This is a genomic window from Pseudomonas sp. 2(2015) (assembly GCF_000955865.1).
GTDB lineage: Bacteria > Pseudomonadota > Gammaproteobacteria > Pseudomonadales > Pseudomonadaceae > Aquipseudomonas.
In genome coordinates this window covers 26,561-51,470 of the sequence record NZ_JYOF01000007.1, presented here as the reverse complement: position 1 = coordinate 51,470, position 24,910 = coordinate 26,561, and the positions used below count along the sequence as shown (strand labels likewise).

At 63.1% G+C, this 24,910-nt stretch carries 24 protein-coding genes; 10 read left to right on the top strand and 14 right to left on the bottom strand.

What is annotated here, in order from left to right; all coding sequences use genetic code 11:
* Positions 1–69 precede the first annotated feature (69 nt).
* Positions 70–972 (bottom strand): DMT family transporter, encoded by a 903-nt coding sequence (locus UB48_RS11930; RefSeq protein ID WP_045197195.1) that lies wholly within the window; start codon positions 970–972, stop codon positions 70–72.
* A gap of 137 nt (positions 973–1,109) precedes the next feature.
* On the opposite strand from UB48_RS11930, the gene UB48_RS11925 reads away from it, so the two are divergent.
* Positions 1,110–1,985 (top strand): AraC family transcriptional regulator, encoded by an 876-nt coding sequence (locus tag UB48_RS11925; protein ID WP_045197193.1) that lies wholly within the window; start codon positions 1,110–1,112, stop codon positions 1,983–1,985.
* Here UB48_RS11925 and UB48_RS11920 read toward each other — a convergent pair.
* From UB48_RS11920 to UB48_RS11890, 7 genes are all read right to left on the bottom strand, one after another.
* Positions 1,982–4,384: a TonB-dependent receptor gene (locus tag UB48_RS11920; protein WP_045197191.1), complete on the bottom strand. Its 2,403-nt coding sequence runs from the start codon at positions 4,382–4,384 to the stop codon at positions 1,982–1,984. The two genes, UB48_RS11925 and UB48_RS11920, sit on opposite strands and share 4 nt — an antisense overlap.
* Before the next feature lie 105 nt (positions 4,385–4,489).
* On the bottom strand, positions 4,490–5,464 hold the full coding sequence (locus UB48_RS11915) for a FecR domain-containing protein (protein ID WP_045197189.1): 975 nt from the start codon (positions 5,462–5,464) through the stop codon (positions 4,490–4,492).
* Positions 5,461–6,024 carry an RNA polymerase sigma factor gene (locus UB48_RS11910; RefSeq protein ID WP_123566555.1) on the bottom strand — a complete coding sequence of 188 codons (564 nt, stop codon included), beginning with the start codon at positions 6,022–6,024 and terminating at the stop codon, positions 5,461–5,463. Before UB48_RS11910 ends, UB48_RS11915 begins: the two co-directional genes overlap by 4 nt.
* Before the next feature lie 22 nt (positions 6,025–6,046).
* Positions 6,047–6,373 carry a DUF3325 domain-containing protein gene (locus UB48_RS11905; protein ID WP_045197186.1) on the bottom strand — a complete coding sequence of 109 codons (327 nt, stop codon included), beginning with the start codon at positions 6,371–6,373 and terminating at the stop codon, positions 6,047–6,049.
* Positions 6,373–7,947: a PepSY domain-containing protein gene (locus UB48_RS11900; RefSeq protein WP_045197185.1), complete on the bottom strand. Its 1,575-nt coding sequence runs from the start codon at positions 7,945–7,947 to the stop codon at positions 6,373–6,375. Before UB48_RS11900 ends, UB48_RS11905 begins: the two co-directional genes overlap by 1 nt.
* On the bottom strand, positions 7,944–8,249 hold the full coding sequence (locus tag UB48_RS11895; RefSeq protein ID WP_045197184.1) for a DUF3649 domain-containing protein: 306 nt from the start codon (positions 8,247–8,249) through the stop codon (positions 7,944–7,946). Before UB48_RS11895 ends, UB48_RS11900 begins: the two co-directional genes overlap by 4 nt.
* Before the next feature lie 74 nt (positions 8,250–8,323).
* A complete protein-coding gene (locus UB48_RS11890; RefSeq protein WP_045197182.1) occupies positions 8,324–10,291 on the bottom strand; it encodes a ligand-gated channel protein in 1,968 nt (655 codons plus the stop codon).
* 219 nt (positions 10,292–10,510) lie between these two features.
* Between UB48_RS11890 and UB48_RS11885 the strand changes: the two genes are divergently transcribed.
* From UB48_RS11885 to UB48_RS11870, 4 genes are all read left to right on the top strand, one after another.
* On the top strand, positions 10,511–11,005 hold the full coding sequence (locus tag UB48_RS11885; protein WP_045197879.1) for a sigma-70 family RNA polymerase sigma factor: 495 nt from the start codon (positions 10,511–10,513) through the stop codon (positions 11,003–11,005).
* Entirely contained in the window at positions 11,002–11,934 is a 933-nt protein-coding gene (locus tag UB48_RS11880; RefSeq protein WP_082075434.1) for a DUF4880 domain-containing protein, read from the top strand. The genes UB48_RS11885 and UB48_RS11880 overlap by 4 nt, the downstream gene beginning before the upstream one ends.
* Before the next feature lie 91 nt (positions 11,935–12,025).
* Positions 12,026–14,365: a TonB-dependent Fe(3+) dicitrate receptor FecA gene (gene fecA, locus UB48_RS11875; protein ID WP_045197180.1), complete on the top strand. Its 2,340-nt coding sequence runs from the start codon at positions 12,026–12,028 to the stop codon at positions 14,363–14,365.
* A 178-nt stretch (positions 14,366–14,543) separates the two neighbouring features.
* Positions 14,544–14,948, top strand: coding sequence for an HPF/RaiA family ribosome-associated protein (locus tag UB48_RS11870; RefSeq protein ID WP_045197178.1), 405 nt, complete (start codon positions 14,544–14,546; stop codon positions 14,946–14,948).
* A 57-nt stretch (positions 14,949–15,005) separates the two neighbouring features.
* Here UB48_RS11870 and UB48_RS11865 read toward each other — a convergent pair whose 3' ends face one another.
* The 4 genes from UB48_RS11865 to UB48_RS11845 form a co-directional block, all read right to left on the bottom strand.
* Positions 15,006–15,407, bottom strand: coding sequence for a hypothetical protein (locus UB48_RS11865; RefSeq protein WP_045197177.1), 402 nt, complete (start codon positions 15,405–15,407; stop codon positions 15,006–15,008).
* A 1,139-nt stretch (positions 15,408–16,546) separates the two neighbouring features.
* A complete protein-coding gene (locus UB48_RS11855; RefSeq protein WP_045197173.1) occupies positions 16,547–16,945 on the bottom strand; it encodes a hypothetical protein in 399 nt (132 codons plus the stop codon).
* Positions 16,938–18,365: a PAAR domain-containing protein gene (locus tag UB48_RS11850; protein ID WP_045197170.1), complete on the bottom strand. Its 1,428-nt coding sequence runs from the start codon at positions 18,363–18,365 to the stop codon at positions 16,938–16,940. Before UB48_RS11850 ends, UB48_RS11855 begins: the two co-directional genes overlap by 8 nt.
* 3 nt (positions 18,366–18,368) lie before the next feature.
* Entirely contained in the window at positions 18,369–18,788 is a 420-nt protein-coding gene (locus UB48_RS11845; protein ID WP_045197168.1) for a hypothetical protein, read from the bottom strand.
* 200 nt (positions 18,789–18,988) lie between these two features.
* Between UB48_RS11845 and UB48_RS11840 the strand changes: the two genes are divergently transcribed.
* Positions 18,989–19,294, top strand: a complete 306-nt coding sequence (locus tag UB48_RS11840; RefSeq protein ID WP_045197167.1) for a DUF3509 domain-containing protein — start codon at positions 18,989–18,991, stop codon at positions 19,292–19,294.
* On the opposite strand, the gene UB48_RS11835 is transcribed toward UB48_RS11840, so the two are convergent.
* Entirely contained in the window at positions 19,263–19,730 is a 468-nt protein-coding gene (locus UB48_RS11835; RefSeq protein WP_038998766.1) for a phosphate-starvation-inducible protein PsiE, read from the bottom strand. The two genes, UB48_RS11840 and UB48_RS11835, sit on opposite strands and share 32 nt — an antisense overlap.
* A gap of 171 nt (positions 19,731–19,901) precedes the next feature.
* Positions 19,902–21,083, bottom strand: coding sequence for an NO-inducible flavohemoprotein (gene hmpA / locus UB48_RS11830; RefSeq protein WP_045197165.1), 1,182 nt, complete (start codon positions 21,081–21,083; stop codon positions 19,902–19,904).
* Between the two features lie 153 nt (positions 21,084–21,236).
* On the opposite strand from hmpA, the gene norR reads away from it, so the two are divergent.
* The 4 genes from norR (at position 21,237) to UB48_RS11810 (ending at position 24,907) form a co-directional block, all read left to right on the top strand.
* Positions 21,237–22,790 carry a nitric oxide reductase transcriptional regulator NorR gene (norR, locus tag UB48_RS11825; protein ID WP_045197163.1) on the top strand — a complete coding sequence of 518 codons (1,554 nt, stop codon included), beginning with the start codon at positions 21,237–21,239 and terminating at the stop codon, positions 22,788–22,790.
* A gap of 80 nt (positions 22,791–22,870) precedes the next feature.
* Complete coding sequence (locus UB48_RS11820; protein WP_045197161.1) at positions 22,871–23,770, top strand: chemotaxis protein; 900 nt, start codon at positions 22,871–22,873, stop codon at positions 23,768–23,770.
* 79 nt (positions 23,771–23,849) lie between these two features.
* Positions 23,850–24,161 carry a hypothetical protein gene (locus tag UB48_RS11815; protein WP_045197159.1) on the top strand — a complete coding sequence of 104 codons (312 nt, stop codon included), beginning with the start codon at positions 23,850–23,852 and terminating at the stop codon, positions 24,159–24,161.
* Positions 24,158–24,907, top strand: coding sequence for a YkgJ family cysteine cluster protein (locus UB48_RS11810; RefSeq protein WP_045197156.1), 750 nt, complete (start codon positions 24,158–24,160; stop codon positions 24,905–24,907). The genes UB48_RS11815 and UB48_RS11810 overlap by 4 nt, the downstream gene beginning before the upstream one ends.
* Positions 24,908–24,910: the final 3 nt, after the last annotated feature.

Sequence of the window (24,910 nt, the reverse complement as noted above, 5' to 3'; positions counted from 1 at the left end):
GTCGGGGCGCCGCACCGCCGCTCCCACAGATTAATCCCAACTTGTGGGAGCGGGCTTGACCCGCGATAGCTACCGCAAGGCCACCACCGGCTCGACCACCTTGGGCCGGGGTTTGCGAAACACCAGCACATTGCCCAGCATCACCAGCACCAGGCCGGCCAGCGCCGGTGCCGTCCATTGGTAACCCTCATAGAACGCCGAGACGTTCAGCGCCACCAGCGGGAACAACACCGTGCAGTAAGCGGCCCGCTCCGGGCCCATGCGCCCGACCAGAGTCAGGTAGGCGGTAAAGCCGATCACCGAGCCCGGGATCACCAGGTACATCAGCGAACCGATGTAGCGCGTGTTCCATTCCATGGCGAACGCAATACCGCTGACCAGGCAATACAGGCCAAGCATGCTGGCGCCATAGAGCATGCCCCAGGCATTGGTGGTCAGCGGGCGCAAACCGGCTTTTTGTTGCAGGCTGGAGAGCATGTTGCCGGCCGAAAAGCACAGGGTTCCCAGCAGCGCCAGGCCCAGGCCGATGATGGTTTCACGGCTGGCGGCATGCCCGGACAGCTCGGGCCAGAACAACAGGCCCAGCCCGGCCAGGCCGAGGGCGCCACCGGCCAGCACATTGGCGGCCACCTTCTGGCCAAAGAACACCCGCGCATTCAGCGCGTTCCACAAGGTCGCGGTAGAGAACACCACGGCGATCAGGCCGCTGGGTATCCACTGGCTGGCGGTCAGAAAGCACATGAAGTTGACGCAGAACAGGCACAAGCCCTGGGCCAGGCAGATCATGTGACCGCGACGGTTCATCGGTTGCAGGCGGCGGCTGAGCAGCAGAATGACAAACAGCACCAGCGCCGCCAGGGCAAAGCGGTAGACGATCGACACCGGGATGGCGACCACCCCCAGTTGCAGCTTCAAGGCAATCCAGGTGGTGCCCCAGATCAGCACAGTGAGCAGGTATAACGACAGGTTCATGGCGGCACTCCTCAATTCCAGGCCAGCAGTGTGCAGCCGCCCGCTGCACCGGCACTTGCACATTCTTGCGCTTTTGCGCAGGCAGCAGCTGTCAGCCCGGACGCGGCGGAGTAGGATGGCCAACAGAGGTAGCGACCATGACGCCGTTGGACCAGCTGCACGTTTTCAAAGCCATGCACGACTCACCCCATGCCCGCCTGGAACACAGCGCGCACCTGGGGGACGGCCTGGCGGCAGCCCTGTGGAACAACCGCCACGACGCCCGCGACTACGAAGCGCCCAGCCATCACACCCTGTCGTGCTACATCGCCGACGGCACCGGCACCTTTCGCCGCGACCGCCCCGGCCACACCGGCTCGCCCGACAAACTGTGCATCATGCCCGCCGGTTCCGCCTCGCACTGGGTGGTCAACGGCTCGATCCGCCTGGCGCACCTGTATATCAGCCAGGAGCAGTTCGCCCTCGGCTGCGTCAGCCTGCTGGACCGCGAACCGCGAGAGCTGCAATTGCAGGAAGCGACCTTTCTCGACGATCCCGAGCAGGCCCGGCGCTTTCGTCAGTTGATTGCCCTGGACTGGGACGAGCCCGCCGAACGCCTGCTGACCAGCAGCCTGGCTCACGAGATTCTCGACCACGCCCTGCTCAGCCAGGTCGGCCTGCGCCAGGGCCTGCGCCTGAAGGGCGGGCTGGCCGCGCACCAGCGCCGGCAACTGAGTGAATATGTCGAAGGCCACCTGGATCAGCCGCTGAGCCTTGGTGAGCTGGCGACGCTGTGCAACCTTTCCGAGTACCACTTCGCGCGAATGTTTCGTCAAAGCTTCGGCCTGCCGCCGCACCAGTACCTGCTGGCCCGGCGCCTGGCCAAAGCGCGGCAATTGCTCCGCCATGGCCAACTGCCGCTGGGCGAAGTGGCGCTGCTGTGCGGCTTTGCCAGCGCCAGCCATTTCAGCAACCGCTTCCGTCAGGCCCTGGGAGCAACGCCCGGCGCCTACCGGGCGGCCTTCAACAGTTAAAATTCGAGGGTGCTGGACAGGCTGACCTGGCGCGCATCGCCCACCGAGACAAAGTTGCGGTTCACCGCCGAGCTGTAATAGGTGCGGTCGAACACGTTCTTGACGTTCAATTGCAAGCGCACCTTGTGTTCGTCCAGGCGGGTTTCGTAACTGGCGAAGGCATCGGCGACGGTGTAGCCCGGCAGCTCGAAATCGTTCTCGGCGTTACCGGCCCGCTCACCGACATAGCGCGCCCCGGCGCCCAGGCGCAGGCGGTCGCCACCGAACAGGCTGCCGGCGTCATACACCGCCGACAGCGAGCCGCTGTGGCGCGCCACGTTCTGCAGGCGATTACCTTCAAGCGTCGGGTCCTGGGTGACTTCGGCGTCGATGAAGGCATAGTTGCCGATCAGGCTCCAGCGCTCGCTCAACTGCCCGGTCAGGTCCAGCTCGATGCCGCGCGAGCGCACCTCGCCGGCGTTGCTGTAGAGCGTGTCGCCGGTAGCGGAATCGAAGTTGGCCACCAGCACGTTGCGCTTGCGGATGTCGAACAGCGCCAGGGTGCCGGTCAGCGCCCCCGGCATGTCGAGCTTGGCGCCCAGTTCCCAGGATTTACCCTCCTCCGGTTCGATCCCCGAATCCAGAACCAGGCCGCCGGTCAGCGGGGCGATGCTGGAGTTGGGCTTGAACGATTCGCTGTAGCTGCCGTACAACGACAGCTGCTCGTCAACCTTGTACACCAGCCCCACCCGCGGCACCCAGGCCTGACCGTTGGTGTTGGTATTGGCCTTGAACGGCCGCCCGCGCCCGGCGAGCTGGTCGTACATCTGGTAGCGCGCACCGGCGACCAGAATCCAGTGTTCATCGAGGTGGATCGAATCCTGGAAGAACAGCGAGTCGCTGCGCAATTTGTCGGTCTGCGCGCTGTCGCTGTCGCGCACGCTGGTGCCCTCGACTTCGCGGCCATACACCGGGTCGAGGTAACTGAAAGTGCTGAGGCTGCCCTGGCGGATCAGGTCGGCGCGGTAGACCTTGCGGTACTCGTTGTCGAGGCCGAACAGCAGGTCATGCTGCATGCCCGCCAGTTGCACCTTGCCCTCCAGGCTTGCGGTGGCGAAACGGTCGCTGCTGAACGCGCCGCGGGTGCCGTCCATGCTCCGGCTCAGGGTGCCGCGGGCAGCGTTGACGGCGGTCACCCGCACCTGGCTGGCGTCGTAGGTTTCGCGGTTATAGCTGAAACCGAAGTGAGCTTTCCAGTCGTCCGAGAGCTGATGATCGACCTCCAGGCGGTAGAGGTCCGAGCGCCCTTGCATGTCGTTGAACGGCTCGTCCAGGCGCCGGGTGCTGGGGATGTCCAGCGGGTGGTTGGTGCGCGGGTCGATGGCCGTGCCGCGGTCGAACGGGTAGAGAAACTCGCGGTGCTCGTAGGCCAGCAGCACCTGGGTGTCTTCGCCGAACCAGGCCAGCGACGGCGCCACCAGCGATTCACGGTGGGTACCAAAGTTGCGCCAGTAGTCTTCGTCTTCATGGTCGAGCACCAGGCGGTAGGCGAAGTTGCTCTGGCCCAGGGCACCCGTGCTGTCCAGGCCGCCACCGCTGCCGTTCTTGCCGCTGCCATAGGTCGAGCCGCGCAGGTTCAGGGCGTTGTATTGCTGCAGTTGCGGGCGCTTGCTGACCACGTTGATCACCCCGCCCGGGTCCTGGATGCCATACAGCAACGAAGCCGGGCCCTTAAGCACTTCGACCCGCTCAGTGCTGGCATTGAGGCTGCGGCCCTGCACGATCGGCATGCCGTCACGCATGATCGAGCCGTCACGGTTGTCGCCAAAGCCGCGCTTCATCACCGTGTCCTGGGTGCCGCCGAAGTTGTTGCCCTGGGTCACACCGCTGACGTTGGCCAGGGCATCGTCGAGGTTGCCCGGGGCCTGGTCCTTGAGCACCTGGGCCGGCACCACGTTGATCGCCTGGGGCGTCTGCATGATCAAAGCCTGGCTGCGCATCACCGAGCTGCTGGCTGGCGGCTGGTAGCTGTAGTCGGCATCGGCTTGCGAGTTCACCGTGGTCGCGTCGAGCTTGAGCGCAGCGCCGGCATCGAGTGGTTCGAGGGTCAGGGTGCGGGCATCGACCCGGCGTACGGCAAAACCCGAGTTGCCCAGCAGTTGCTGCAGGGCCTGCTCGGCGCTGAGGCTGCCGTGCAGGGCCGGGGCGTTGAGCGCCGGCAGATCGGTGGTATAGATCACGCTTTGCCCGGTCAGCCGGCTGAAGTCATTGAGCGCCTGCACCAGCGGCTTGCTCGGCTGGGCAAACACATAGACTTGCTGCGCGGCCACCGCGCCCAGGGGGAATGCGCCCGCTGTGGCCAGGGCCGAGACACTGAGCCAGATTGAAAAGCTGCGCGCTGCCGAGGGGGTGAACTTCATGACCGGTAACCTGTGAAGGAGTGACGTTTATGCGAATGAATCGCACTTTCACTCACTACACGGTTGTCGCGCGAACTTACCTCATCAGTTTTCTGAAAATATTTTTCAGCGGATCAGCGTCACCCGCTCCAGCAGGGTATTGCGCTTGAAGCCCAGCACCGCGCCGAGCGAATCCAGCGCCGCCAGCGGCTGGCTGGCCGGGAAGCTGCCGCTGACCTTGCGTTTGCCCAGTTCGCTGTCGAGCACGATGATGCGCCCGGGATAGTAGCGGGCCAGGTCGTCGATCACCGTGCTCAGCGGCACCTGGTAGTAATTGAGCCAGCCTTGGCGCCAGGCCAGGCGCGATTCGCTGTCCACCGCTTCGACGGCGCTGGCGGTGCCGTGGCGGTAGGCCACCTGCTGGCCGCCGCTCAGCTGTTGCTGCAAGCGCCCGGGCTCGGCGGTCACCGCCACCCGGCCATCGAGCACGGTGACCCGCGCGCCGCCATTGTGCTTGCGCACCTCGAAGCGGGTGCCGAGTACCCGCGTCTCGCCCTTTGCCGCCTCGACCACGAACGGCGCGCCGGTGTGGGTGACATGAAAGAACGCCGCGCCACGGCGGATCGTCACCTGGCGCTGACCCTCGCTGAAATCTACCGACACGGCGCTGCCAGCATCCAGAGTCATGTGCGAGTTGTCGGCCAGCACCACTTCCTCGACTTGCCCCGGCGCCGTGACGTAATCCGCCTGCAGGTCATCCAGCCAGTAGGCCGGATGCCAGCCGGCAGCGGTGCCCAGCGCCAGTACCAGGCAGGCAGCGGCAGCCAAGGTGGCGACACGGCGCCAGGTGCGCCCCGCTGGCGGTTGCTGCATGGCGCGCAAATAGCCTTGCAAGGCCGGGTCGTCCTCGGCTGCCAACAGGCTCGCCGGCGCTTCGCTCAGGCGCCACAACGCCTGGGCCTGGGCATAGGCGCGGCCATGGGCCGGATGGGCGAGCAACCAGCGCTTGAACTCGGCGCGCTCGGCCAGTTGCGGTTGCTCGTTGATCCGGCTCAGCCAGCCCAGTGCGGCCTGGTGCTGCGCGGCGGTGATGTCAGTCATGGTGCTTTCCCTGGCTTGCGGGTGCTGGCCGGCGGCAGCTCGATACTCGCCTTGCACGCCTCCAGTGCGCGCATCATATGTTTTTCCACCGCACTCTGGGACAGGCCCATGGCCTTGGCGATCTCGGCGTACTTGCGCCCGTGAATGCGGTTGAGCAAGAAGATCTGCCGGGTACGCTCGGGCAGCAGGCGCAGCGCCGCCTCGATGCGCTGCAGGTCGCTGTTTACCTCCAGGGCCACTTGCGGTGCGCTGACATGCTCGTCGGCCACCTCCAGTTGCAGGCTGTCGTTGACCCGCTCGCGGGCACCTTCGCTGCGCAGGTGATCGATGGCGATATTGCCGGCGCAGCGCAGCAGGTAGGTATCGAGAGCCTCGACCTTGACCTGCGGCCGGCGCCAGAAGCGCAGGAACAACTCCTGGATCAAGTCCGAGGCGGTGGCCCGGCAGCCGATGCGGCGGCTGACCAGGGCTTCCATCTGCGCCCGTTGGGCGAGAAACACCTGCACAAATCGCGCGCGCCCGCTGGCCCCGTCGGTGTCGTTGCCACCTTCGGCGGGCAGATCGAGCGGCTCGTTGACCAAGCTACAGCGACGCCAGGGCAGTCAATGGCGCCAGCACCACGCTGGCCGCCGCCAGGCCCAGCAGCAGCCGCGGCTGGTAAGGCAGGAGGAACACCCAGAGGGTGACGCCGGCCATCAGCACCGCGAACAGCTCGACCAGGCCCATGGCCCAGCCGCTGTGGCGCACCGCCAACAACAGCGCCAGGGCCAGCAGCGCCCAGCCTGCCACCCGCAGCGCCGCACGCCGCGCATTGCTCGGTGGCTGTCCGAGCAGGTCCTTGTAGTGCTTGTCCATGGCCAGGCACAGCGCGGCGAAACCGGAAAAACCAAACAGGGCAATAGCCAGCATCAGTTCACCTCGCTTTCAATCAACGTGCCAGGCGCGGCCTTGGGCTTGCGCTTGGGCGCGACTAGCGGCGCCCGCCACATCTTGCTGGCAGCCCAGGCCAGGAACAGGCCGCTGGCCAAGGCGGTCAGGTCGAAACCAGCCATGGCCCAGTCGCCGACGGCGAGCGAGTGGTTCAGGCCCTGGCCGGTGGTCAGGCCGTTGAGCAGCGGCAAGCCCGCCCACATCAGCGCGCCGAGGCCCAGTTGCTCGGCCCAGGCTCGGCGGCCGCGGCGCAGCATGGCGTGCACCAGTGACAAAGCCCAGAGCAGGAAGAAGCAGTTGGTCTCCCAGTCGGCACGGCCTTCAAGGTCGATCGGCAACAAGCGGTTGGCCCAGAAGAACGCCGCCACACCCAGCAGCAAGCCGCTCATGCTGGCGATGTTGAGCACCTCGACCAGGCGCAGCTCGAACGGCTGGGTGCCGCTCTTGGCATGCTTGAGCTGGCGCTTGCCCAGCCACATGACCAGGCCGGTGCCGATCACTGCGGTGCCGGCCAGGCCAAAGAAGAAGTACAGCCAGCGCAGCCACGGCCCGGCGAAAATGCCCATGTGCAGGCCGTACATGCCGCCGGAAATCAGCACCGGCGTGGCCTCGATCTGGCTGCCGCCCTCAAGCATGCCGTTAACCCCGTCAAACAGCCAGCCACCGCCGCGCTGGTGAGCAATGCGGTCACCGGCATGGCGGGCGAACCGGACCCGGGCGTTCTGGTCACCGGGGTTCTGCACCTCAACCCAGGCAAGATTGGCCCCGGGCGCCTGCTCCTGGACCTTGGCGTACAGCTGCGGCAAGGGCAGCAACGGCGCCGCGGTGCCGGCGGCCTGGACCTGGCTCTGGCCGCCGAACAGGTCGTTGAAAAAGCCACGGGTATTGTCGCCATAGCTGGCGATGATGCTGGCCGGCATGACCATGGCCATGAAGATCACCAGGCTGCTGTAGCTGATCATCAGGTGAAACGGCAGCACCAATACGCCGATGGCGTTATGCCCGTCGAGCCAGGAACGCTGGCCCTTGCCCGGGCGGAAGGTGAAGAACTCCTTGAAGATCTTCTTGTGGGTAATGATCCCGGTCACCAGGCCCAGGAGCATGATGAACGCGGCAAAGGTCGACAGCCAGCGGCCCCAGGGGTGAGGCATCTCCAGCTGGAAATGGAAACGGTAGAAAAAATTGCCGCCACGGGTCTCGCGCGCCTGCAATTCGGCGCCGGTGGCAGGGTCGAGGGTTTTGGAAGTGAAGTCGCGGCGCCCGCCTCCAGCCTTGGGCCAGCTCACGCTCAGCGCCGGTTCGCGAGCGTTGGGCAACTCGATGAACCAGCTGCCCGCAGTCGGCGCATGCTCTTGCAGGTAGCGTTGGGCCAGGTCCAGGCTGGCCGCCGGATCCAGCGCCCGGCTGGGCACTTCCGGCTGGGTCCAGTGGCTGATTTCTTCCTTGAAGTAGGACATGGTCCCGGTCAGAAAAATCGCAAACAGCAACCAGCCGAAGATCAGCCCGGTCCAGGTATGCAGCCAGGCCATGGCCTGGCGAAAGCCCTCTTTCATGGGTTTTTCATCCAGTAGGCCAGGCCGCTGATCATCGCCAGCACCAGGCTCGGCACCAGTACTCCCAGCCACGCCTGCCAGGCACTACGACAGGCGAAGCACCAGAGAAAAGCCACCAGGTAGAACAGGAACGACAGCATCATGCCGCTGATCACCGCCTCGGCACGCGGCACCGGCAACAGCAGGGTGATACAGACGCTGGCCATGGCCGCCAGCAGGTAGCCACCGAACACGGCAGCCAGGCTGCGGGAAGTCACGGCCAGGCGATAGCTGATGGGCAGCCCGGCGGCTTTGCTTTTCATGGCATCGGTCCATTACGAGAAGCGCACAATAATAATGATTTATATTCTCATAAGCAAAACCGCAGGCCGGCCGATCAGAACGATAGGTCGACGCCCATGGTGTAGCGGCGGCCGTCCAGCACGGTCTGGTAGGTGTCGTAGTCCACTTCCTTGTTGAAGACGTTGTACACACCGGCCAGCAGCTTGACGTTCTTGGTCACCCGGTAGGTGCCGCCGAAGTCGACGAAGGTGTACGACGGCGTGCCGTCGGACATGGTGGTGCGGCCCAGGTAGTCCGAGGTCTTGCCGCGATAGTTCAGGCGCGCCCAGGTGCCCAGCTGGTCGGTGGCCTGCCAGTCGAGGGTGGCGTTGAACATGTGCCGCGGCATCTGGTTCAGGGCCTTGCCTTTCTGCGGGCCGCTCTTCTGCTCGGAGGCGGTGAAGGTGTAGTTGGTGGCCAGCGACACGGTCTGGGTGATGTCCCAGTCCAGGGTCGCTTCGATGCCGCGCATCTGCGCCTCGTCAACGTTGACCCGGTCACTGATGAACTTGTACGAGGTACCGCCGATCTGGCACTGGCCCGAGGCATTGCCGGTGCTGTCGGTGCAGCGGCGGGTCTCGGTGATCTTGTCCTTGAAGTCGGTGTTGAACAGGGTCAGGCCGGTGGAGAATCCTTCGAGGTTGTCCCAGATAAAGCCGATTTCCTGGCTCAGGCTCTTCTCCGGCTTGAGGCTGGAGTTGCCGACGATGATCGCCGGGTCGCCACCGCCACCGGTGATCTGGCCCCAGTCATCGACGGCGGCGCGGATGTCCGGCGAGCGGTAGCCGCTGGATACACCACCTTTGATGGTCCACTGCTCGGTCGGGTGGTAGACCCCGTACAGGCGTGGCGACCAGTGCGTGCCGTAGTTCTCGTCGCGGTCCATGCGCAGGCCGCCGGTCAGGGCGAAGGCTTCGGTCAGGCGCCATTCGTCTTCGGCAAACAGGGCCCACGACCAGCGGGTCAGCTGGTTGACGCTGGCCGCCGAGGCCAGTTGGTTGCCTTCGTCGCTGAGGTCCTCGTACTTGTACTGGCCACCGAAGGTAGTGATGTGCGAATCGCTGAAGAACGACACCTGCGAATTGAGCACGGTGTTTTCCAGCTCCATGCGCCGGCCGGGGTTCTCGATCTTTTCGCGCTGCAGGTAGCTTTCGCTGGTAAGGCTGTCCCAGCGCCCGGAATGGGTGATGGAAAAGTTGGTACGGTCGTAGTCGTTACGGCTGGCGGAACGACTGGCCGAACGGCCGACGTGGGAGTTGCGCTCCTGCTCGGACTTGCCCGCTTCGAGGGTGATGTCGTTGTGTTCATCCGGGGTGAACGACAGCTTGGCCGTAGCGCTGTCGGTGCTCTGCTCGTTGAAGCCGTTGACGATATGGTCTTCGTCGCGGCGCGAGCGCTGGCCGTACAGCTGCAGGCCGACCAGGTTGTCGACCAGGGGCCCGGAGATGAAGGCGTTGGTGCTGTTGTAGTTGCCCGAGTCGGAGCGGTCCTGGAAGGTTGCTTCGGTGCGCACGCCGCCGTACCACTGCGGGGTGACCTTGCGGGTGATGATGTTGATCACCCCACCCATGGCGTCGGAGCCATACAGCGAAGACATCGGTCCGCGCACCACTTCGATGCGCTCGATGGCTTCCAGCGGCGGCATCCAGCCCTGTTCGATACCGGCGCCGTCACTGTTCGGGCGGGTGGCACGCGAGTCCTGGCGTTTGCCGTCGACCAACATCAGGGTGTACTTGGAGGCCATGCCGCGAATGCTGATGTCGCTGGAGCTGGCGCCACCGGTGACCACCACGCCCGGCACATCGCGCAGGGCATCGGTGACGTCACGGTAGGACTTGTTCTCGATCTGCTCGCGGGTAATCACCGAAATCGATGCCGGCGCATCCTTGATCTGCTGGGAGAAACCCGACGCAGTCACCACCATGTTCTCCAGCTCCAGCGGCTGGTTCTGAGCTGTGGCTTGCGCGGTGTAGAGCGAGCAGAGGGTAAGCGCGAGGCAGGATTTACTGAAAGTCGGGGACACGAGGACCTCTCCCTGAGAAATGTAAAGGTTGCGTAAATTCATCTAGGGAGCGAATGCTATTCATTCTCAAATGTGAGTAAAGCGTATTTACGTTTTTTACATTTCCCCGATCCTCTGCTACGCCCGTCAGTCAGGCACCGATTGCCGAGTAGTGGCACCTTTCACTACAATGCGAACAATTCTTATTCTGTTGCGCATCCCGGCGCCGGAGTGTTCACGGTGCCCAGCGCTCCCCCTTCCTCGCTCGAAGGCCTCTACCTCGACCATCACAACTGGCTGACCGGCTGGTTGCGCCGGCGTCTGGGCTGCCCCGACAGTGCCGCCGACCTGGCCCAGGACACCTTCATGCGCCTGCTCCAGGGCCGCGAAACGCCGCTGCTCAACGAGCCGCGGGCGTTCCTCACCACCGTCGCCAAGCGGGTGCTGTGCAACCATTACCGCCGCCAGGACCTGGAGCGCGCCTACCTCCAGGCGCTGGCGCAGTTGCCCGAAGCACTGGCGCCGTCGGAAGAACACCGGGCAATCATTTTCGAAACCCTGCTGGAGCTCGACCGTCTGCTCGACGGCTTGCCGCTGGTGGTCAAGCGCGCGTTCCTGATGGCCCAGGTCGATGGCCTGAGTTACGCCGAGATCGGCGCGCAACTGGGCATCTCCCTGGCCACGGTCAAGCGCTACCTGAACAAGGCGGCCATGCGCTGTTACTTCGCCCTGTGAACGGCCATCAGGAGTTTTCCCCGCAGGTGGCCGAACAGGCCGTGCACTGGCTGATCGAGCTGCAGGGCGGCGCCCTCGATGCGCGTCAGCAACAGGCCCTGCAGCAATGGTTGCAGGCCGACGACAACCACCAGCGCGCCTGGGAGCACATTCAGCGGGTCAATCAACGCTTGTGCGGCCTGTCCTCGCCCCTGGCCCACGCCGCGTTGCAGGCGCCACGTTCGGCCAGCCGCCGCCGGGCGCTGAAAACCCTGCTGATCCTCGGGGTCGGCAGCGCCAGTGGCCTGGCCTTGCAGCAGCACAACCGGTTGCCGACATTGCTTGCCGATTACCGCAGCCCGGTCGGCGAACTCCGGCGCCTGGCTCTAGACGACGGCAGCCTGCTGCTGCTCAACACCCGCAGCGCCGCCGACGTGCGTTTCGATGCCCGCCAGCGCCTGGTGCACCTGCTCGAAGGTGAAATGCAACTGACCGTGGCCGGCGATAGCCGACCGCTGCAACTGCGCAGCGAACACGGCCTGCTGAACCTGGGCAACGGCCGCTACAACCTGCGCCAGTTCGCCGGCTACAGCCAGTTGGCGGTGTTCGAAGGCAGCGCCAGCCTGGCCGGCAATCGCCTGGGGGCGGGCCAGCAAGCGCGCTTCAACGGCCCGCATTGGCAGGCCAGCCAGGCCCTGGACAGCAACCTCGGGGCCTGGGTCGACGGCATGCTGGTGGCTGCGCACATGCCCCTTGGCGCGTTTCTCGACGAGCTCGGCCGCTACCGCCGCGGCCAGCTCAACTGTGCACCCGAGGTAGCCAATTTGCTGATCTCCGGCAGTTATCCACTGGCCGACAGCGAACGCATTCTCGACCTGCTCGAGGTGGCACTGCCGGTGCGCGTGCGGCGCTTTACCCGCTACTGGGTGACGGTCGAAGCGCGGGCCTGAACGTTTTTTTCCACTGACCTGAGCCGTTTTCACATCTCGCGTGACAGAGAAGGCAGAACCCTTTGCTTCGACCTTCTCAAGGACCTTCTGCATGCCCCTTCGACCGAGTCCACTTGCCCAGGCCATGCGCACCCTGCTGCTGGGTGCCAGCCTGAGTTTCAGCGCCGTTGCCGCCCAGGCAGCCGAGGCCCCGGCGCGCACTTACCAGATCGCCCCGAGCACGCTGGAAAACGCCCTGAACCAGTTCGGCCGTGAAAGCGGCGTGCTGATCTCGTTTGGCTCGCAGCTCACCCGCGGTGTGCACAGCCCCGGCCTGCAGGGCCACTACAGCCCGCAGCAGGGTCTGGATGCATTGCTGCAAGGCACCGGCCTGCAAGCCCGCGCCGAAGGTGACAACGCCTTCAGCCTGCAACCGCTCGCGGCCCCCAGCGCGCCGGTCGAGCTCGGCGCCTCCACCGTGGTCGGCGACTGGCTGGGCGCGGCGCAGCAAGACAACGTCTTCGAACATGCCGGTGCCCGCGATGTAATCCGCCGCGAAGAATTCGAGCGCAGCGGCGCTACCACCGCGCGCGAAGTGCTCAACCGCATCCCCGGGGTCAACGCCCCGGAAAACAACGGCACCGGCAGCCACGACATGGCGCTGAACTTCGGCATTCGCGGGCTCAACCCGCGCCTGGCCTCGCGCTCGACGGTGCTGATGGACGGCATTCCGGTGCCGTTCGCACCCTATGGCCAGCCACAGCTGTCGTTCGCTCCGATCAGCATGGGCAACATGGACGCGGTGGACGTCGTGCGCGGCGGCGGCGCGGTGCGCTACGGCCCGCAGAACGTCGGCGGCATCGTCAACTTCGTGACCCGGGCGATCCCCGACGAGCCGACGGTGAAAGCCGGTTTCCAGACCCAGACCAGCCCGTCGTCCAGCCACGACGGCTTCAAGACCAGCGCCAACCTGCTCGCCGGCGGCACCAACGCCAACGGCCTGGGCGGCGCCCTGCTGTACTCCGGCAGCCGTGGCGGTGACTGGCGCGAGCACAGCGACACGCAGATCGACGACCTGATCCTCAAGGGCAAATACCAGCTCGACGAGGCCAACAGCCTGCACGCCATGGCCCAGTACTACGAAGGCGAAGCGCAGATGCCCGGCGGCCTGAACGTTGCCGACTACGATGCCGACCCGTACCAGTCGACCCGCCTGCAGGACAAGTTCTGGGGCCGCCGAACGATGTTCAACTTCGGCTACGACTACAAGGAAGACGCCCGCCAGTTCAGCGTCAACAGCTTCTTCACCAAGACCCTGCGCAGCGGCTATCTGGACCAGGGCAGCTTCGTCTCGCTGTCGCCGCGCGAGTACTGGGTACGCGGCATCGAAACGCGCTTCTCCCAGGGCTTTGCCCTCGGCGAGAGCTGGCATGAAGTGGGCGTAGGCTACCGCTACGTCAACGAAGCCGGCCACGAGCTGCGCTACCGCGAGCCGATCGCCGCCAACCAGTTGCCGACCAGCGCCAGCCGCAACGACCGCGACACCCGTGGCAGCACCGAAGCCCATGCGCTGTTCCTCGATGACCGCATCGACATCGGCCAGTGGACCATCACCCCGGGCATCCGCTACGAAATGATCGATTCCGAGCAGTCGAACAAACTCAACGGCCAGCGCTACCAGGGCGACTACAACACCGCGCTGCCGGCGCTAAACGTCATGTACCACCTGACTGACAGCTGGAACCTGTACGCCAACACCGAAGGCTCGTTCGGCAGCGTGCAGTACAGCCAGATGCCCAACCGGGTCAGCAGCGGCGAAGTGAAACCGGAAAAAGCCCGCACCTGGGAACTGGGAACCCGCTACGACAACGGCAACCTGCAGGCCGAGATCGGCGCCTTCCTGATCAACTTCGACAACCAGTACGAAAGCAACCAGACCAACGATTCGGTGATCGCCCGCGGCGAAACCCGCCACCAGGGCATCGAGACCAGCGTCAAGTACGCCCTCGAAGGCCTCAACCCGGCGCTGGCAGGTTTCGACGTGTATGCCACCTACGCCTTCGTCGACGCCAAAATCCGCGAAGACGGGCCGAACAAGGGCAATCGTGTGCCCTTCTCCTCGCGTCACAAAGGTACCTTGGGCATCGGTTATACCGAAGGCCAGTGGCAGCTCAACCTCGACAGCAGCTACCAGAGCGACCAGTTCGCCGACAACGCCAATACCGCGGCCGAAAGCGCCGACGGCAGCACCGGGCGCATCCCCGGCTACATGCTGTTCAGCAGCCGCGCGGCCTACGATTTCGGCCCGCAACTGTCGAACCTCAACGTCGCCGTCGGGGTGAAAAACATCTTCAATCACCAGTACTACACCCGCTCGTTCGACGACAACAACAAGGGCAAGTACGTGGGTGAACCCCGTACGGTATACCTGCAGACCTCCGTCGCGTTCTGATCCAGCGCATGCAAAAGCCCGGCCTGTGCCGGGCTTTTTGCTACAAGATATTTTTATTTCAAAAGGGCTTGAATTGTTTGGCCAAGTGCCTGACCTTGTAGTCAAGAGGCGATGGTTGTCACAGGCCGCCAAGGCCCCATCGATTCTCTTGCGAGCTAGCTGAATAAGGGATTGAACTATGCAAATCCAGGTCAATAGCGACAACCATATTCAAGGCAACATCCGGCTGGAAGAGTGGGTCCGCAGCACGGTAGAAAGCACGCTCGAACGATATGACGAAGACCTCACCCGCATCGAGGTCCACCTGCGCGACGAGAACGGCGACAAGCCAGGTCCGCACGACAAACGCTGCCAGATGGAGGCACGCCCAAAAGGCCATCAACCGATTTCCGTAAGCCACAAGTCCGCATCCCTCGACCAGGCTGTCGAAGGCGCCGCAATCAAACTGAACCACGCCCTGGAGCATTTCTACGGCAAACTGCGCAGCAAACGCGCGGTGGCCCAGCAAAGCATCGACGGCGCCCAGAATGACGGGCTGTTGCAGGAAGAGTTCCTGGAGAACGAGCAAGCTCGTATCAACTGAACAAGCAGCAACGCAGACGGTAAAAAGGCGAGCCCAGGGGGCTCGCTTTTTTTATGCTCAGGTTTTTGAAAGCTTGATCAGGCCGAAGCCGATAAACAACCAGGCTGAGCCAATGATTGTCAGCCAGGAAGCCACTAGCATTCTGCGTCGAAGGAACCGAGGGAAGTTACGCAACTCTTCGGCATCCATCATCCCTGATCGAACACTGAGTTTCGGATAGAGCAATGCTCCGCTGATTGTACTAAGCAGATAGCAACGTGACCTCCAACCTGTCGTCCCCCAGAAAGGCATCTGCTGTTGAAGCCAAAAACTCTTTTGCAGGCTCGCAATCATGGTCTCAAAGTTTCGACTTAGGGCAAGGTAAGTACTCATCGCCACACCAGACATCATGATCACGAACGGCGTGAACAAGAAGGCGAATCGTAACCCTGGATGCCAGGTGTAATATTCAAAGATCATGACTCCATGCCAACTGTACCTCTGCACTATTCAATCTTTCGATAATTCAAGAAGCGCTACGGCTATTAGCATCCAGGCAAAACCAGTAGTCGTCAGCCAGACGGATGCAACCATTCGATACCTAAGGGGTTTTGGGAAATTTCGTATCTCGTCTGCTTCGAACAAGCCTCTACGTATTCCGATCGCCGGAAAAACCATCGCAGCGCAAACAGTGTTAACCAAGAAGCAACGTGATTTGAGACTCGAAGTGCCCCAGAACGGTATCTGTTGCTTAAGCCAACGACAGCTTGGAAGCGCTGCAATCATGGTGTTGAAGTCGCGACTGCAGGCTATATGCGCACCTATCGCCACGCCGGAAAGACTGAGCACGAAAGGCGTCAGCATGAAAGCAAATGCCCACCAAGAGCTCCAAAATTCCGTCATGGATTGACCTTTTCATATACAAAATCCCCGAGCCATTCGCCACCTGTTTCACCTCCTGGTCCACCGGCAAGCGACCCACAAGAAAAGCTTCTGACCTCAGCAAATCGAATCTTTTTACACCCATCCGTCTCCTCTGCCCTGCAAACTTCCAAGGCGAGCCCATGGGGCTCGCTTTGGAATGTTCAGGTTGCTGAAAGTTTGAGAAGGCATACACTTAAGAGCATTCCTATGCACCCCAAAATCGTGAGCCAGAACGATGCGATCAACCACCGTCGAAGGTAAGGTGGAAAGTTACGTAAGTCTTCTGCATTCAGCCTCCCGGTGCGAACACTGAAGCTCGGGAACACTAGAAAGCCTGAGACACCGGCAACCAGATTGACTCGAGCCGTCGGAAGGATCAGCCCTCCCTTTAATATCTGCTGCTCTGGCCAACGACTGTTCTTAAGGGCTGCAAGCATGACGTTCAAGTGTCGACTACTGGCCACGTATCGGTTGATAAATACGCCTGTCACACCAGTTACAATGGGGGTGAGCAGGAATGAAATCTGGATATCAGAATGCCAAGTGTAGTAATCAAGCGTCATGGTTCCATCCGGTTGTAAAGTACCTTCGCCTTGGGCTCAAATAATTCCTGAATAACGAGCAAGCTCGCCTCAACTGGTAATCAACGACGTAGACGGTAAAAAGGAGAGTCCATGGGACTTGATTTTTTATGCTCAGGTTTTTGAAAGCTTGATCAAGCCGACACCGATAAACATCCACGCCGAACCAACGATTATCAGCCAGGAAGCAATCAACAATCGTCGCCGAAGCCGTGGAGGAAAGTTGCGCAGATCCTCTGCATCCATCATTCCCAGGCGGATACAGAGCTTTGGATAAAGCATTGCACCGCAAATCGTGCTGAGCAAATAGCAGCGCGATTTCAACCTGGTGGTTCCCCAGAACGGTATCTGCTGCTTGAGCCAGAGACTGTTTGGGAGGCTGGCAATGATGAGGTCGAAGTCCCGGCTGCGGGCGATGTAGGTCTCCATGGCTACGCCAAGTAAGAGGATGACAAAGGGCGCAAAACCGAAAGCGATCGCAACGCTCGGCGGCCAAGTGTTTATGTCAATCATGTTTCACCTGATAAATCTTGTCTCCTAGCCATTCTCCAAATGAGCCACCGCCGCTCCCTCCTGCAAATGATCCCCCTCCCACTAGGACGATTCCACATACCGCCAGACCAATTCCGCCGGCAGCCGCAGCGGCGACGCCACATACAGCTACAGCTGTCTTCCCTCCCAGATAGGCACCAGCAGCACCACCCGCCACCCCCCCAGAGAAACTCCCAGCCTCAGTAAATCGAATCTTCTTGCATTCCTCCGTCTCCCCCGCTCTACACACTTCCTGCACTTTGAGAACCGACGCGCCACCCCCCAGGGCAACACCGACATACCCACCGTGCTTAAGGTATTTCGCGGTCCGGGATACCTGCTCAAGGTGGGTGGCATAACCCGGGATCTCACCCGGCGCACCGGCACGGCTCCAGTGGTGAACCAGGCTTTTGGTCGAGATGCCGAGGTCTCGACGCAGGCTCTCGTAACTGCCCAGGTTCAATGGCTTGTTGAGAAACGCCGTCTTCAACTGGGCATCCAGCTGGCGGTACAGCTGTTGGCGGGAGGCGAAAAACTGCGGGCTGTTCAGATGCCCGTAGGTGCTGAACGAGCGCTGATGCAGCTGTTCAAGCGCGCGCAGGCTGTTTTCAACCTGGCTCAAACCATGACCGAGCATGTCTTTGCCGACGCCCATCGACTGGCTGGCGCCGCTGAACAAGCCGGCGATTTCACCCTGGTAGCGGACCATGAAGTTGGCCTCCTCCTCGGTCAGCGGCGCCAGTGCCTCGCGCACCTGGGCGGCAGCGGCCATCAATTGAGCTTCCTCGCGGGTGCAACTCATGCCGTTGTCGGGGTCGCCGAGGACGAACAGCTCACCGGCCTTGAAGCCTTCGGCGAAAGTGGGGTTAAGCCGCTGCAGCCGGGCGCTGAGGTAGCGGTTTTCGCCGCCAAGCCGGGCCAGCACCTGCTGACCCGACATACTGCGTGGCACCACATAGAAGCCCGGCTCCAGCGCGCCAGGCGCACTGGACATGGCTGAAGCGGGCCCGGTCGTACCGATGACAGTTGGCCTGAGCGTCGCCGCAGGCGGCTTGAAGGCCTGGCCAGCCGGCGCGGTAAAGCCGCCCGCTACCGGCGCCGCTCTGGCGCCGCCGCCATCCAGCGGCGCTACCAGGCGGTTGCTGCCGGCCGGGCAGCCGCAGTCGATCTGCGCACCATCAAAGGCGATCGGCAGCCCGTTGATGATCCAGTCGGCATACCCTTCGGCAATCTTGCCGGCCTGGCCGCACTCCGGGCATGGCGTGGTGGCATCCCCCAGGCGCAGGCTGCCGACCCCGTTCTGCAGGTGACTGGACTGGCTGCTGAGGCAGGTCGCCCCGCTGGTGGTCGGGTCGCCATGCTGCCCGGCGCCGCGACCATTGAGGCTCAGGCGATAAACCATCGCTCACCTCGCGCTCGTGAGGAAGTCGTCCGCCATGGGTACACCTTGCTGCTTGCTGATCAGCACGGTGTTTTGTGGGGTGTCGATGATTTCATCACCGTTGCTCAAGGCACTGCCGACCAGGGCAATGGCCTGATCCTGCAGTTGCCCCTGGGCTCCGGCGCCACTGATGATGTGCGCGCGGCTGCCATCCGGGTACTCGGCATAGTCACCGGTCTGCGCCACGCGCACCACCTGGCCATCGTCCAGGGTGATGGTCAGTGGGGCGCTGGCCTGGCGAATGACACCACCCTTGCGTGTGCGGCTGCCTTGGGTTGCCAGACGATAGATGGCTTCGGTAACAGGGGATGAAACGGCTGCGCACTGTTGCGAAGTCAGCGCGTTGGTGAAGGAAGAGGTGGCGGGTTGATTATTCCGTGTCATGTGTAGCTTCCTTGGGCAAATGAAGCCCGGAACCTAGCACGGTAAAGGTGGCCTTCTGCCTGGGCAGAGGCAATTCAGAAGCATCCCACTCGGTCGTAGGATTTAGCTGTCAGATATCGCAAAAGACCGTGAGAAAAATCACCTGAACCAACCCTCCCCCTCCCGGTCAATCACTGCATGTCTTTGCCAGGTGAAGCACCATGATCAACCCTTTCGTACAGATCAACGACGCTTTTGCCCCCAAGTACCGGGTCAACCTGAGTATCGAGCGGCTCGACGGCAGCATCATGCTGACCCTCTCCAACGACACCGGCATCGTCGCCAAACGGCTGATCAGCCCGGCCCAGCGCAACGACCCGCAGCGCCTGCAGCGCTTGATCGAGAGCGTCCAGTTCGGTATCGCCATCGAACAGGGCCACAGCGCCGTGGAAATCCTCGCCGCCATGACCCGCAACGGTGCAAAAGCCGGCCAGGTTACTTCGCTTCCTCGATCTCCTTGCCACTAGCATCGATGGCTTTGGTTGACGGGTAGCGGTACGAGGCGTAGCGCACCACCAGGATCGAGAACGCCAGCAGCAGGATGCCGCCGCACACGTACAGCAAGCCGGGGTCCGGCGCCTTGTGGTGCGACACGTCGCCAATCAGCAGGCGGGTCAGCGCGGTGATCGCTACATACAGCAGGAAGCGGATCGGCATGTGGTTGGTCTTGAAGTAGATCCCGACCATGGCGCCGAGCTCGAGGTAGATGAACAGCAGCAGGATGTCGTCGACGCTGACGCCCTTGCCGAGCATCTCGATGAAGGTGACCACGGCTGCGTAGGCGGTGATGCCACCGATGCCGAACAGGGCCAGGTAGTGGAACGCCTCGACGCACAGGTTGCCCAGCGAGTCGGCCGAGCCATGCAGGCTCTTGCGCAGTTTGTCAGCCCAATTGATGCTCACGATACGGTTTCCTTGATACGGCTGGAAGGATGATGCGCCAGGCGCATGACGCTTTGTCTGCATGCAGTAAAAAGGCCAGGCCCCCTGCTTGAGAAGGCGACCGATTGCCGCAAGGCACAGCCATCGCTGGCTGTGCCCCTATCCTTTCAGTTCGCGGTTACCGAAACGTGTTTACTCAAGCGCTGAAGCCGGGCCGAAGAATTCGTAGCGGCTCTGCTGCTCGGGCACGCCCAGGCCCTTGAGGTGGCGCTTGATGGCGGCCATGAAGGCTTTCGGGCCGAGGAAGTAGGCGTCCACATCACGCTCTTGCGGCAACCACTGACCAAGCTGATCGGCGCTGAGCAAACCCACGGCGTCCGCCGGCTGGCTGACGCCATCGTCCTCGGCGTAGCAGTAGAAGCGCTTGACCTGTGGATGGCGCGCCGCCAGTTCATCGACCCAGTCGCGGAAGGCGTGCACCGCGCCGTTGCGTGCGCAGTGAATGAAGTGCACCAAACGGCCGCTTTCCAGCGCCGCTTCGAGCATCGGCAAGGTCGGGGTGATGCCGACGCCGCCGCTGATCAGCACCAGCGGCTTGTCGCTGGCACTCAAGGTGAACTCGCCCGATGGCGGGAACAGGTTGATGCTGTCGCCTACCGCCAGCTGCTGGTGCAGGTAGTTGGAGACTTTGCCGCCGGCTTCGCGCTTGACGCTGATGCGGTATTGGCCAGCATTGCTCAGGGCCGACAGCGAATAGTTGCGGCGCTGTTCGACGCCGTCGATCAGCAGTTGCAACCCGATGTACTGGCCAGGCTCGGCCTGCAGGATCGCGCCGCCATCAACCGGGGCGAAGTAGAACGAGACGATTTCGCGGCTCTCCTCGACCCGCTCGACCAGCTTGAATGCGCGCGCGCCACGCCAGCCACCCGGGGCCGCAGCTTTTTGTGCATAGACCTCGCCTTCGGCGCCGATGAGGATATCGGCCAGTTGCTGATAGGCCGCGCCCCAGGCGGCGATCACTTCAGGGGTGGCGATGTCTTTGCCGAGGACTTCTTCGATGGCGCGCAGCAGGCAGCTACCGACAATCGGGTAATGTTCCGGCAGGATCTGCAAAGCCACATGCTTGTTGATGATCTGCCCGACCAGGCCACCCAGTTGTTCGAGCTGGTCGATGTGCCGGGCGTACATCAGCACGCCATTGGCAAGGGCCCGTGGCTGGTCGCCGCTGGCCTGGTGGGCCTGGTTGAACAGCGGGCGCACTTGGGGGTACTCGCTGAGCATCAGCTTGTAAAAATGGGTGGTCAGCGCTTCACCGCCGCTTTCCAGCAGGGGTACGGTGGCTTTGACGATTGCACGATCCTGGGCATTGAGCATGGATGACTCCTGAGCCTGTGGCTTCTTGATGAATGCCTGAGTTATTACAGCTTTCGTGCCAACTATTTAATCCATATAAATCAACAACTTATAAATTAAAGAGTCATAACGACAACATCTGCGATATAGTCATTTTGACCCACAGGAGTCTTTATGACCGCAAAATCCCTGCTCACCGCCTTGCTGCCGCTGGTCAGCGACCTGTCCCGCGAATTGCCCGAACGCGAGCGCTACCGGCGCCTGCTCCAAGCCATGCGCAGCCTGCTGCCGTGCGATGCCGCGGCGCTGTTGCGCCTGGACGGCGAATGGCTGGTGCCCCTGGCGGTGGACGGCTTGAGCACCGATACCCTCGGGCGGCGCTTCAAGATCGATGAACATCCACGCTTTGCCGCCATCCTCAGCCGCGAAGAGCCCACCCGCTTCGCCAGCGACAGCGACCTGCCCGACCCTTATGACGGCCTGGTCGAAGGCCTGCATCATCAGCTTGAGGTCCACGACTGCATGGGCTGCCCGCTGTTTGTCGACGAACAGCCCTGGGGCCTGATCACCCTCGATGCGCTCGACCCGGAGCAGTTCCAGCAGGTCGAGCTCGATGCCCTGCAGGCCTTTGCAAGCCTGGCCGCGGCTACGGTCAATGTTGCCGAGCGCATCGAACAACTGGCCTTGCGCGCCGAAGACGAACACCAGCGCGCCGAGGTGTATCGCCAGGCCAGCGGCCAACAGCACAAAGAACTGATCGGCCAGAGCAAGGCGCACAAACGCCTGCTGGAAGAAATCCGCCTGGTCGGCAGCAGCGACCTGACGGTGTTGATCACCGGCGAAACCGGGGTCGGCAAGGAGTTGGTGGCCCAGGCCATCCACCAGGCCTCGAGCCGCGCCGAGCGGCCGATGATCAGCCTCAACTGTGCGGCGCTGCCCGACACCCTGGTCGAGAGCGAGCTGTTCGGCCATGTGCGTGGCGCCTTTACCGGCGCGGTCGGCGAGCGCCGTGGCAAGTTCGAGCTGGCCAATGGCGGCACGTTGTTTCTCGATGAAGTCGGCGAGTTGTCGCTGAGCGTGCAGGCCAAGCTGTTGCGCGTGCTGCAAAGCGGCCAGTTGCAACGCCTGGGCTCGGACCAGGAGCACCGCGTCGATGTGCGCCTGATCGCCGCCACCAACCGCGACCTGGCCGAAGAAGTGCGCGCCGGGCGTTACCGCGCCGACTTCTACCACCGCCTGAGCGTGTATCCGCTGCTGGTACCGTCGCTGCGTGAGCGCGGGCGCGATGTGCTGCTGCTCAGCGGCTACTTTCTTGAACAGAACCGCTCGCGCATGGGCCTCGGTAGCCTGCGCCTGAGCGCCGAAGCCCAGGCCGCGTTGCTTGCCTACAGCTGGCCGGGCAACGTGCGCGAGCTGGAACACCTGATCGGCCGCTCGGCGCTCAAGGCCCTGGGGCAACATGCACAGCGGCCGAAAATCCTCACCCTGGAGGCCGCCGACCTGGACCTGCGCCCGCTCGAGGCGCTGCCGACACAAGCCGAAACACAGCCGCTGGTCGAAGCGCCGCTGCCCGTTGGCGACCTGCGCCAGGCCCTGGATGACTACCAGCGCCAGCTGATCCAGGCCTGCCTGGAGCGCCACCAGCACAACTGGGCCAGCACCGCCCGCGAGCTGGGCCTGGACCGGGCCAATCTCAGTCGCCTGGCGCGGCGCTTGGGTCTACGCTGATTTCACCGAGTGATTAAAGCCACGGGCTGCCGGGTCGATAACCTGGCATCTCCCCCTATTACTCTGCCCTGAAGGTGCCTATGGCGTCGCAAAATGCCCGCGCGGACTCGCTGTCGCTGCTGCTGTTTACCCTGCGCAGCGGCAAGCTGATGGCGATCAACCTGCTCAAGGTCAGTGAAATCATCCCCTGCCCGCCGCTGACCAAGCTGCCGGAGTCGCACCCCCACGTCAAAGGCGTGGCCACCCTGCGCGGCAACTCGCTGTCGGTCATCGACCTGTCCCGGGCCATCGGCGAACGGCCGCTGGCAGACCCGGACGGCGGCTGCCTGATCGTCACCGACATCAGCCGCTCCAAACAGGGCCTGCACGTGCAGGCGGTGAGCAAGATCGTCCATTGCCTGAGCACCGACATCAAGCCGCCGCCCTACGGCTCGGGGAGCAAGTCGTTCATCACCGGCGTGACCCGGGTCGACAATACCCTGGTGCAGGTGCTGGATATCGAGAAGGTCATCCACGGCATCGCCCCGCCGCCCCATGAGGTGGCCAGCTCCGAGCTCAATGCCGAAGATGCTGCGGTACTGGCCGCCACCAACATTCTGGTGGTCGATGACAGCCAGGTGGCCCTGCAGCAGTCGGTGCACACTCTGCGCAACCTCGGCATCGAGTGCCACACTGCGCGCAGCGCCAAGGATGCAATCAACACCCTGCTGGAACTGCAAGGCACCGAGCGCGAGATCAACGTAGTGGTATCGGACATCGAGATGTCGGAGATGGACGGCTACGCCTTCACCCGCACACTGCGCGAAACCCCTGACTTCCAGCACCTCTACGTGCTGCTGCACACCTCGCTGGACAGCGCCATGAACAGCGACAAAGCCAAGGATGCCGGGGCCAACGCGGTGCTGACCAAGTTCTCCTCGCCGGAGCTGACCGACTGCCTGATCGTCGCCGCGCGCACCGTGGCCTTCGAAGAACGCTGACACATACCCGCGAAGCGCTGCGCTTGAATGTGCCTGAGGCTCAGGCACAATTGTGCGCACACCTTTGCGAGTACCCGCCATGAAAGCCCTCCTCTTCACCCTGCTCGGCTGCGCTGTGTTCAGTGCCGGCGCCCAGTCTTCCAGCAGCCAGGCCTGGAGCGAGCATGAACAGCAGGTCCTGAAAAGCTGCATCGCCGCCAGCCAGCTCAAACAGGTCAAGGCCCTGGGCAAGGCCGCCGAGTTCGACGACCGCGTCGGTTACAGCGCCTTGCTGCTCGAAGGCCGCTACCCGCAAAAACACATGAACAACCGCAAAGGCACCGAGCTGTGCCTGTTCGATAAAAAACGCAAGGCGGCTTTCGTCACCGAGTGGGCACCCGGCCAACCGTGAACAGCGCACCTGCCTCCGATATCCGTTTCGACTGCACCGGCTGTGGCAAATGCTGCACCGGGCATCATGTGCCCCTGACCTTGAGCGAAGCCCGCCACTGGGCTGGCTCTGGCGGCCAGGTCATCGTCCTGGTCGAAGCCTTCCTCGCCAACGGCCTGGGCCTGCCGGCCGAGCAGCGCGAGCACGCCATGCGCCGCTCCTGGCCGGTGCCCTGCGGCAGCAGCGAAGCCTGGGTGACCATCACCTTCGCTGCCTTCAACCCCGGCCGCTGCCGCAACCTGGATGACGACAACCGCTGCGGCATCTACGAGATCCGCCCGCTGGTGTGCCGCATCTACCCGATGGAAATCAACCCGCACATCCCGCTGCGCCCCGAAGCCAAGGACTGCCCGGGCGAAGCCTGGCAAAGCGGCCCGGCGCTGATCCACGGCAATCAATTGGTCGATAAGCGCCTGGCGGAGCTGATCGAGCGTTCGCGCCAGGCCGATCGCGATGATATCCGTGCCAAGGTTGCCATCTGCCAGGCACTGGGCATCGATGTCAGCGCGCTCAAGGGCAATGGCTTTACCGCTTACCTGCCCGACACCGCAGCATTGGCCCAGGCCCTGCAACAACCAGCGCTGGAGCAGCCGCTGGCGCCGTGGACGCTGCATGTGGTCGACCCGGCCCTGAGCGCCGAGCTTGAAGCCTACGGTGCGCAGGTGCGCAGCGAGCCGAGCCTGTACTACAGCTTCATCGGTTTTTGAATC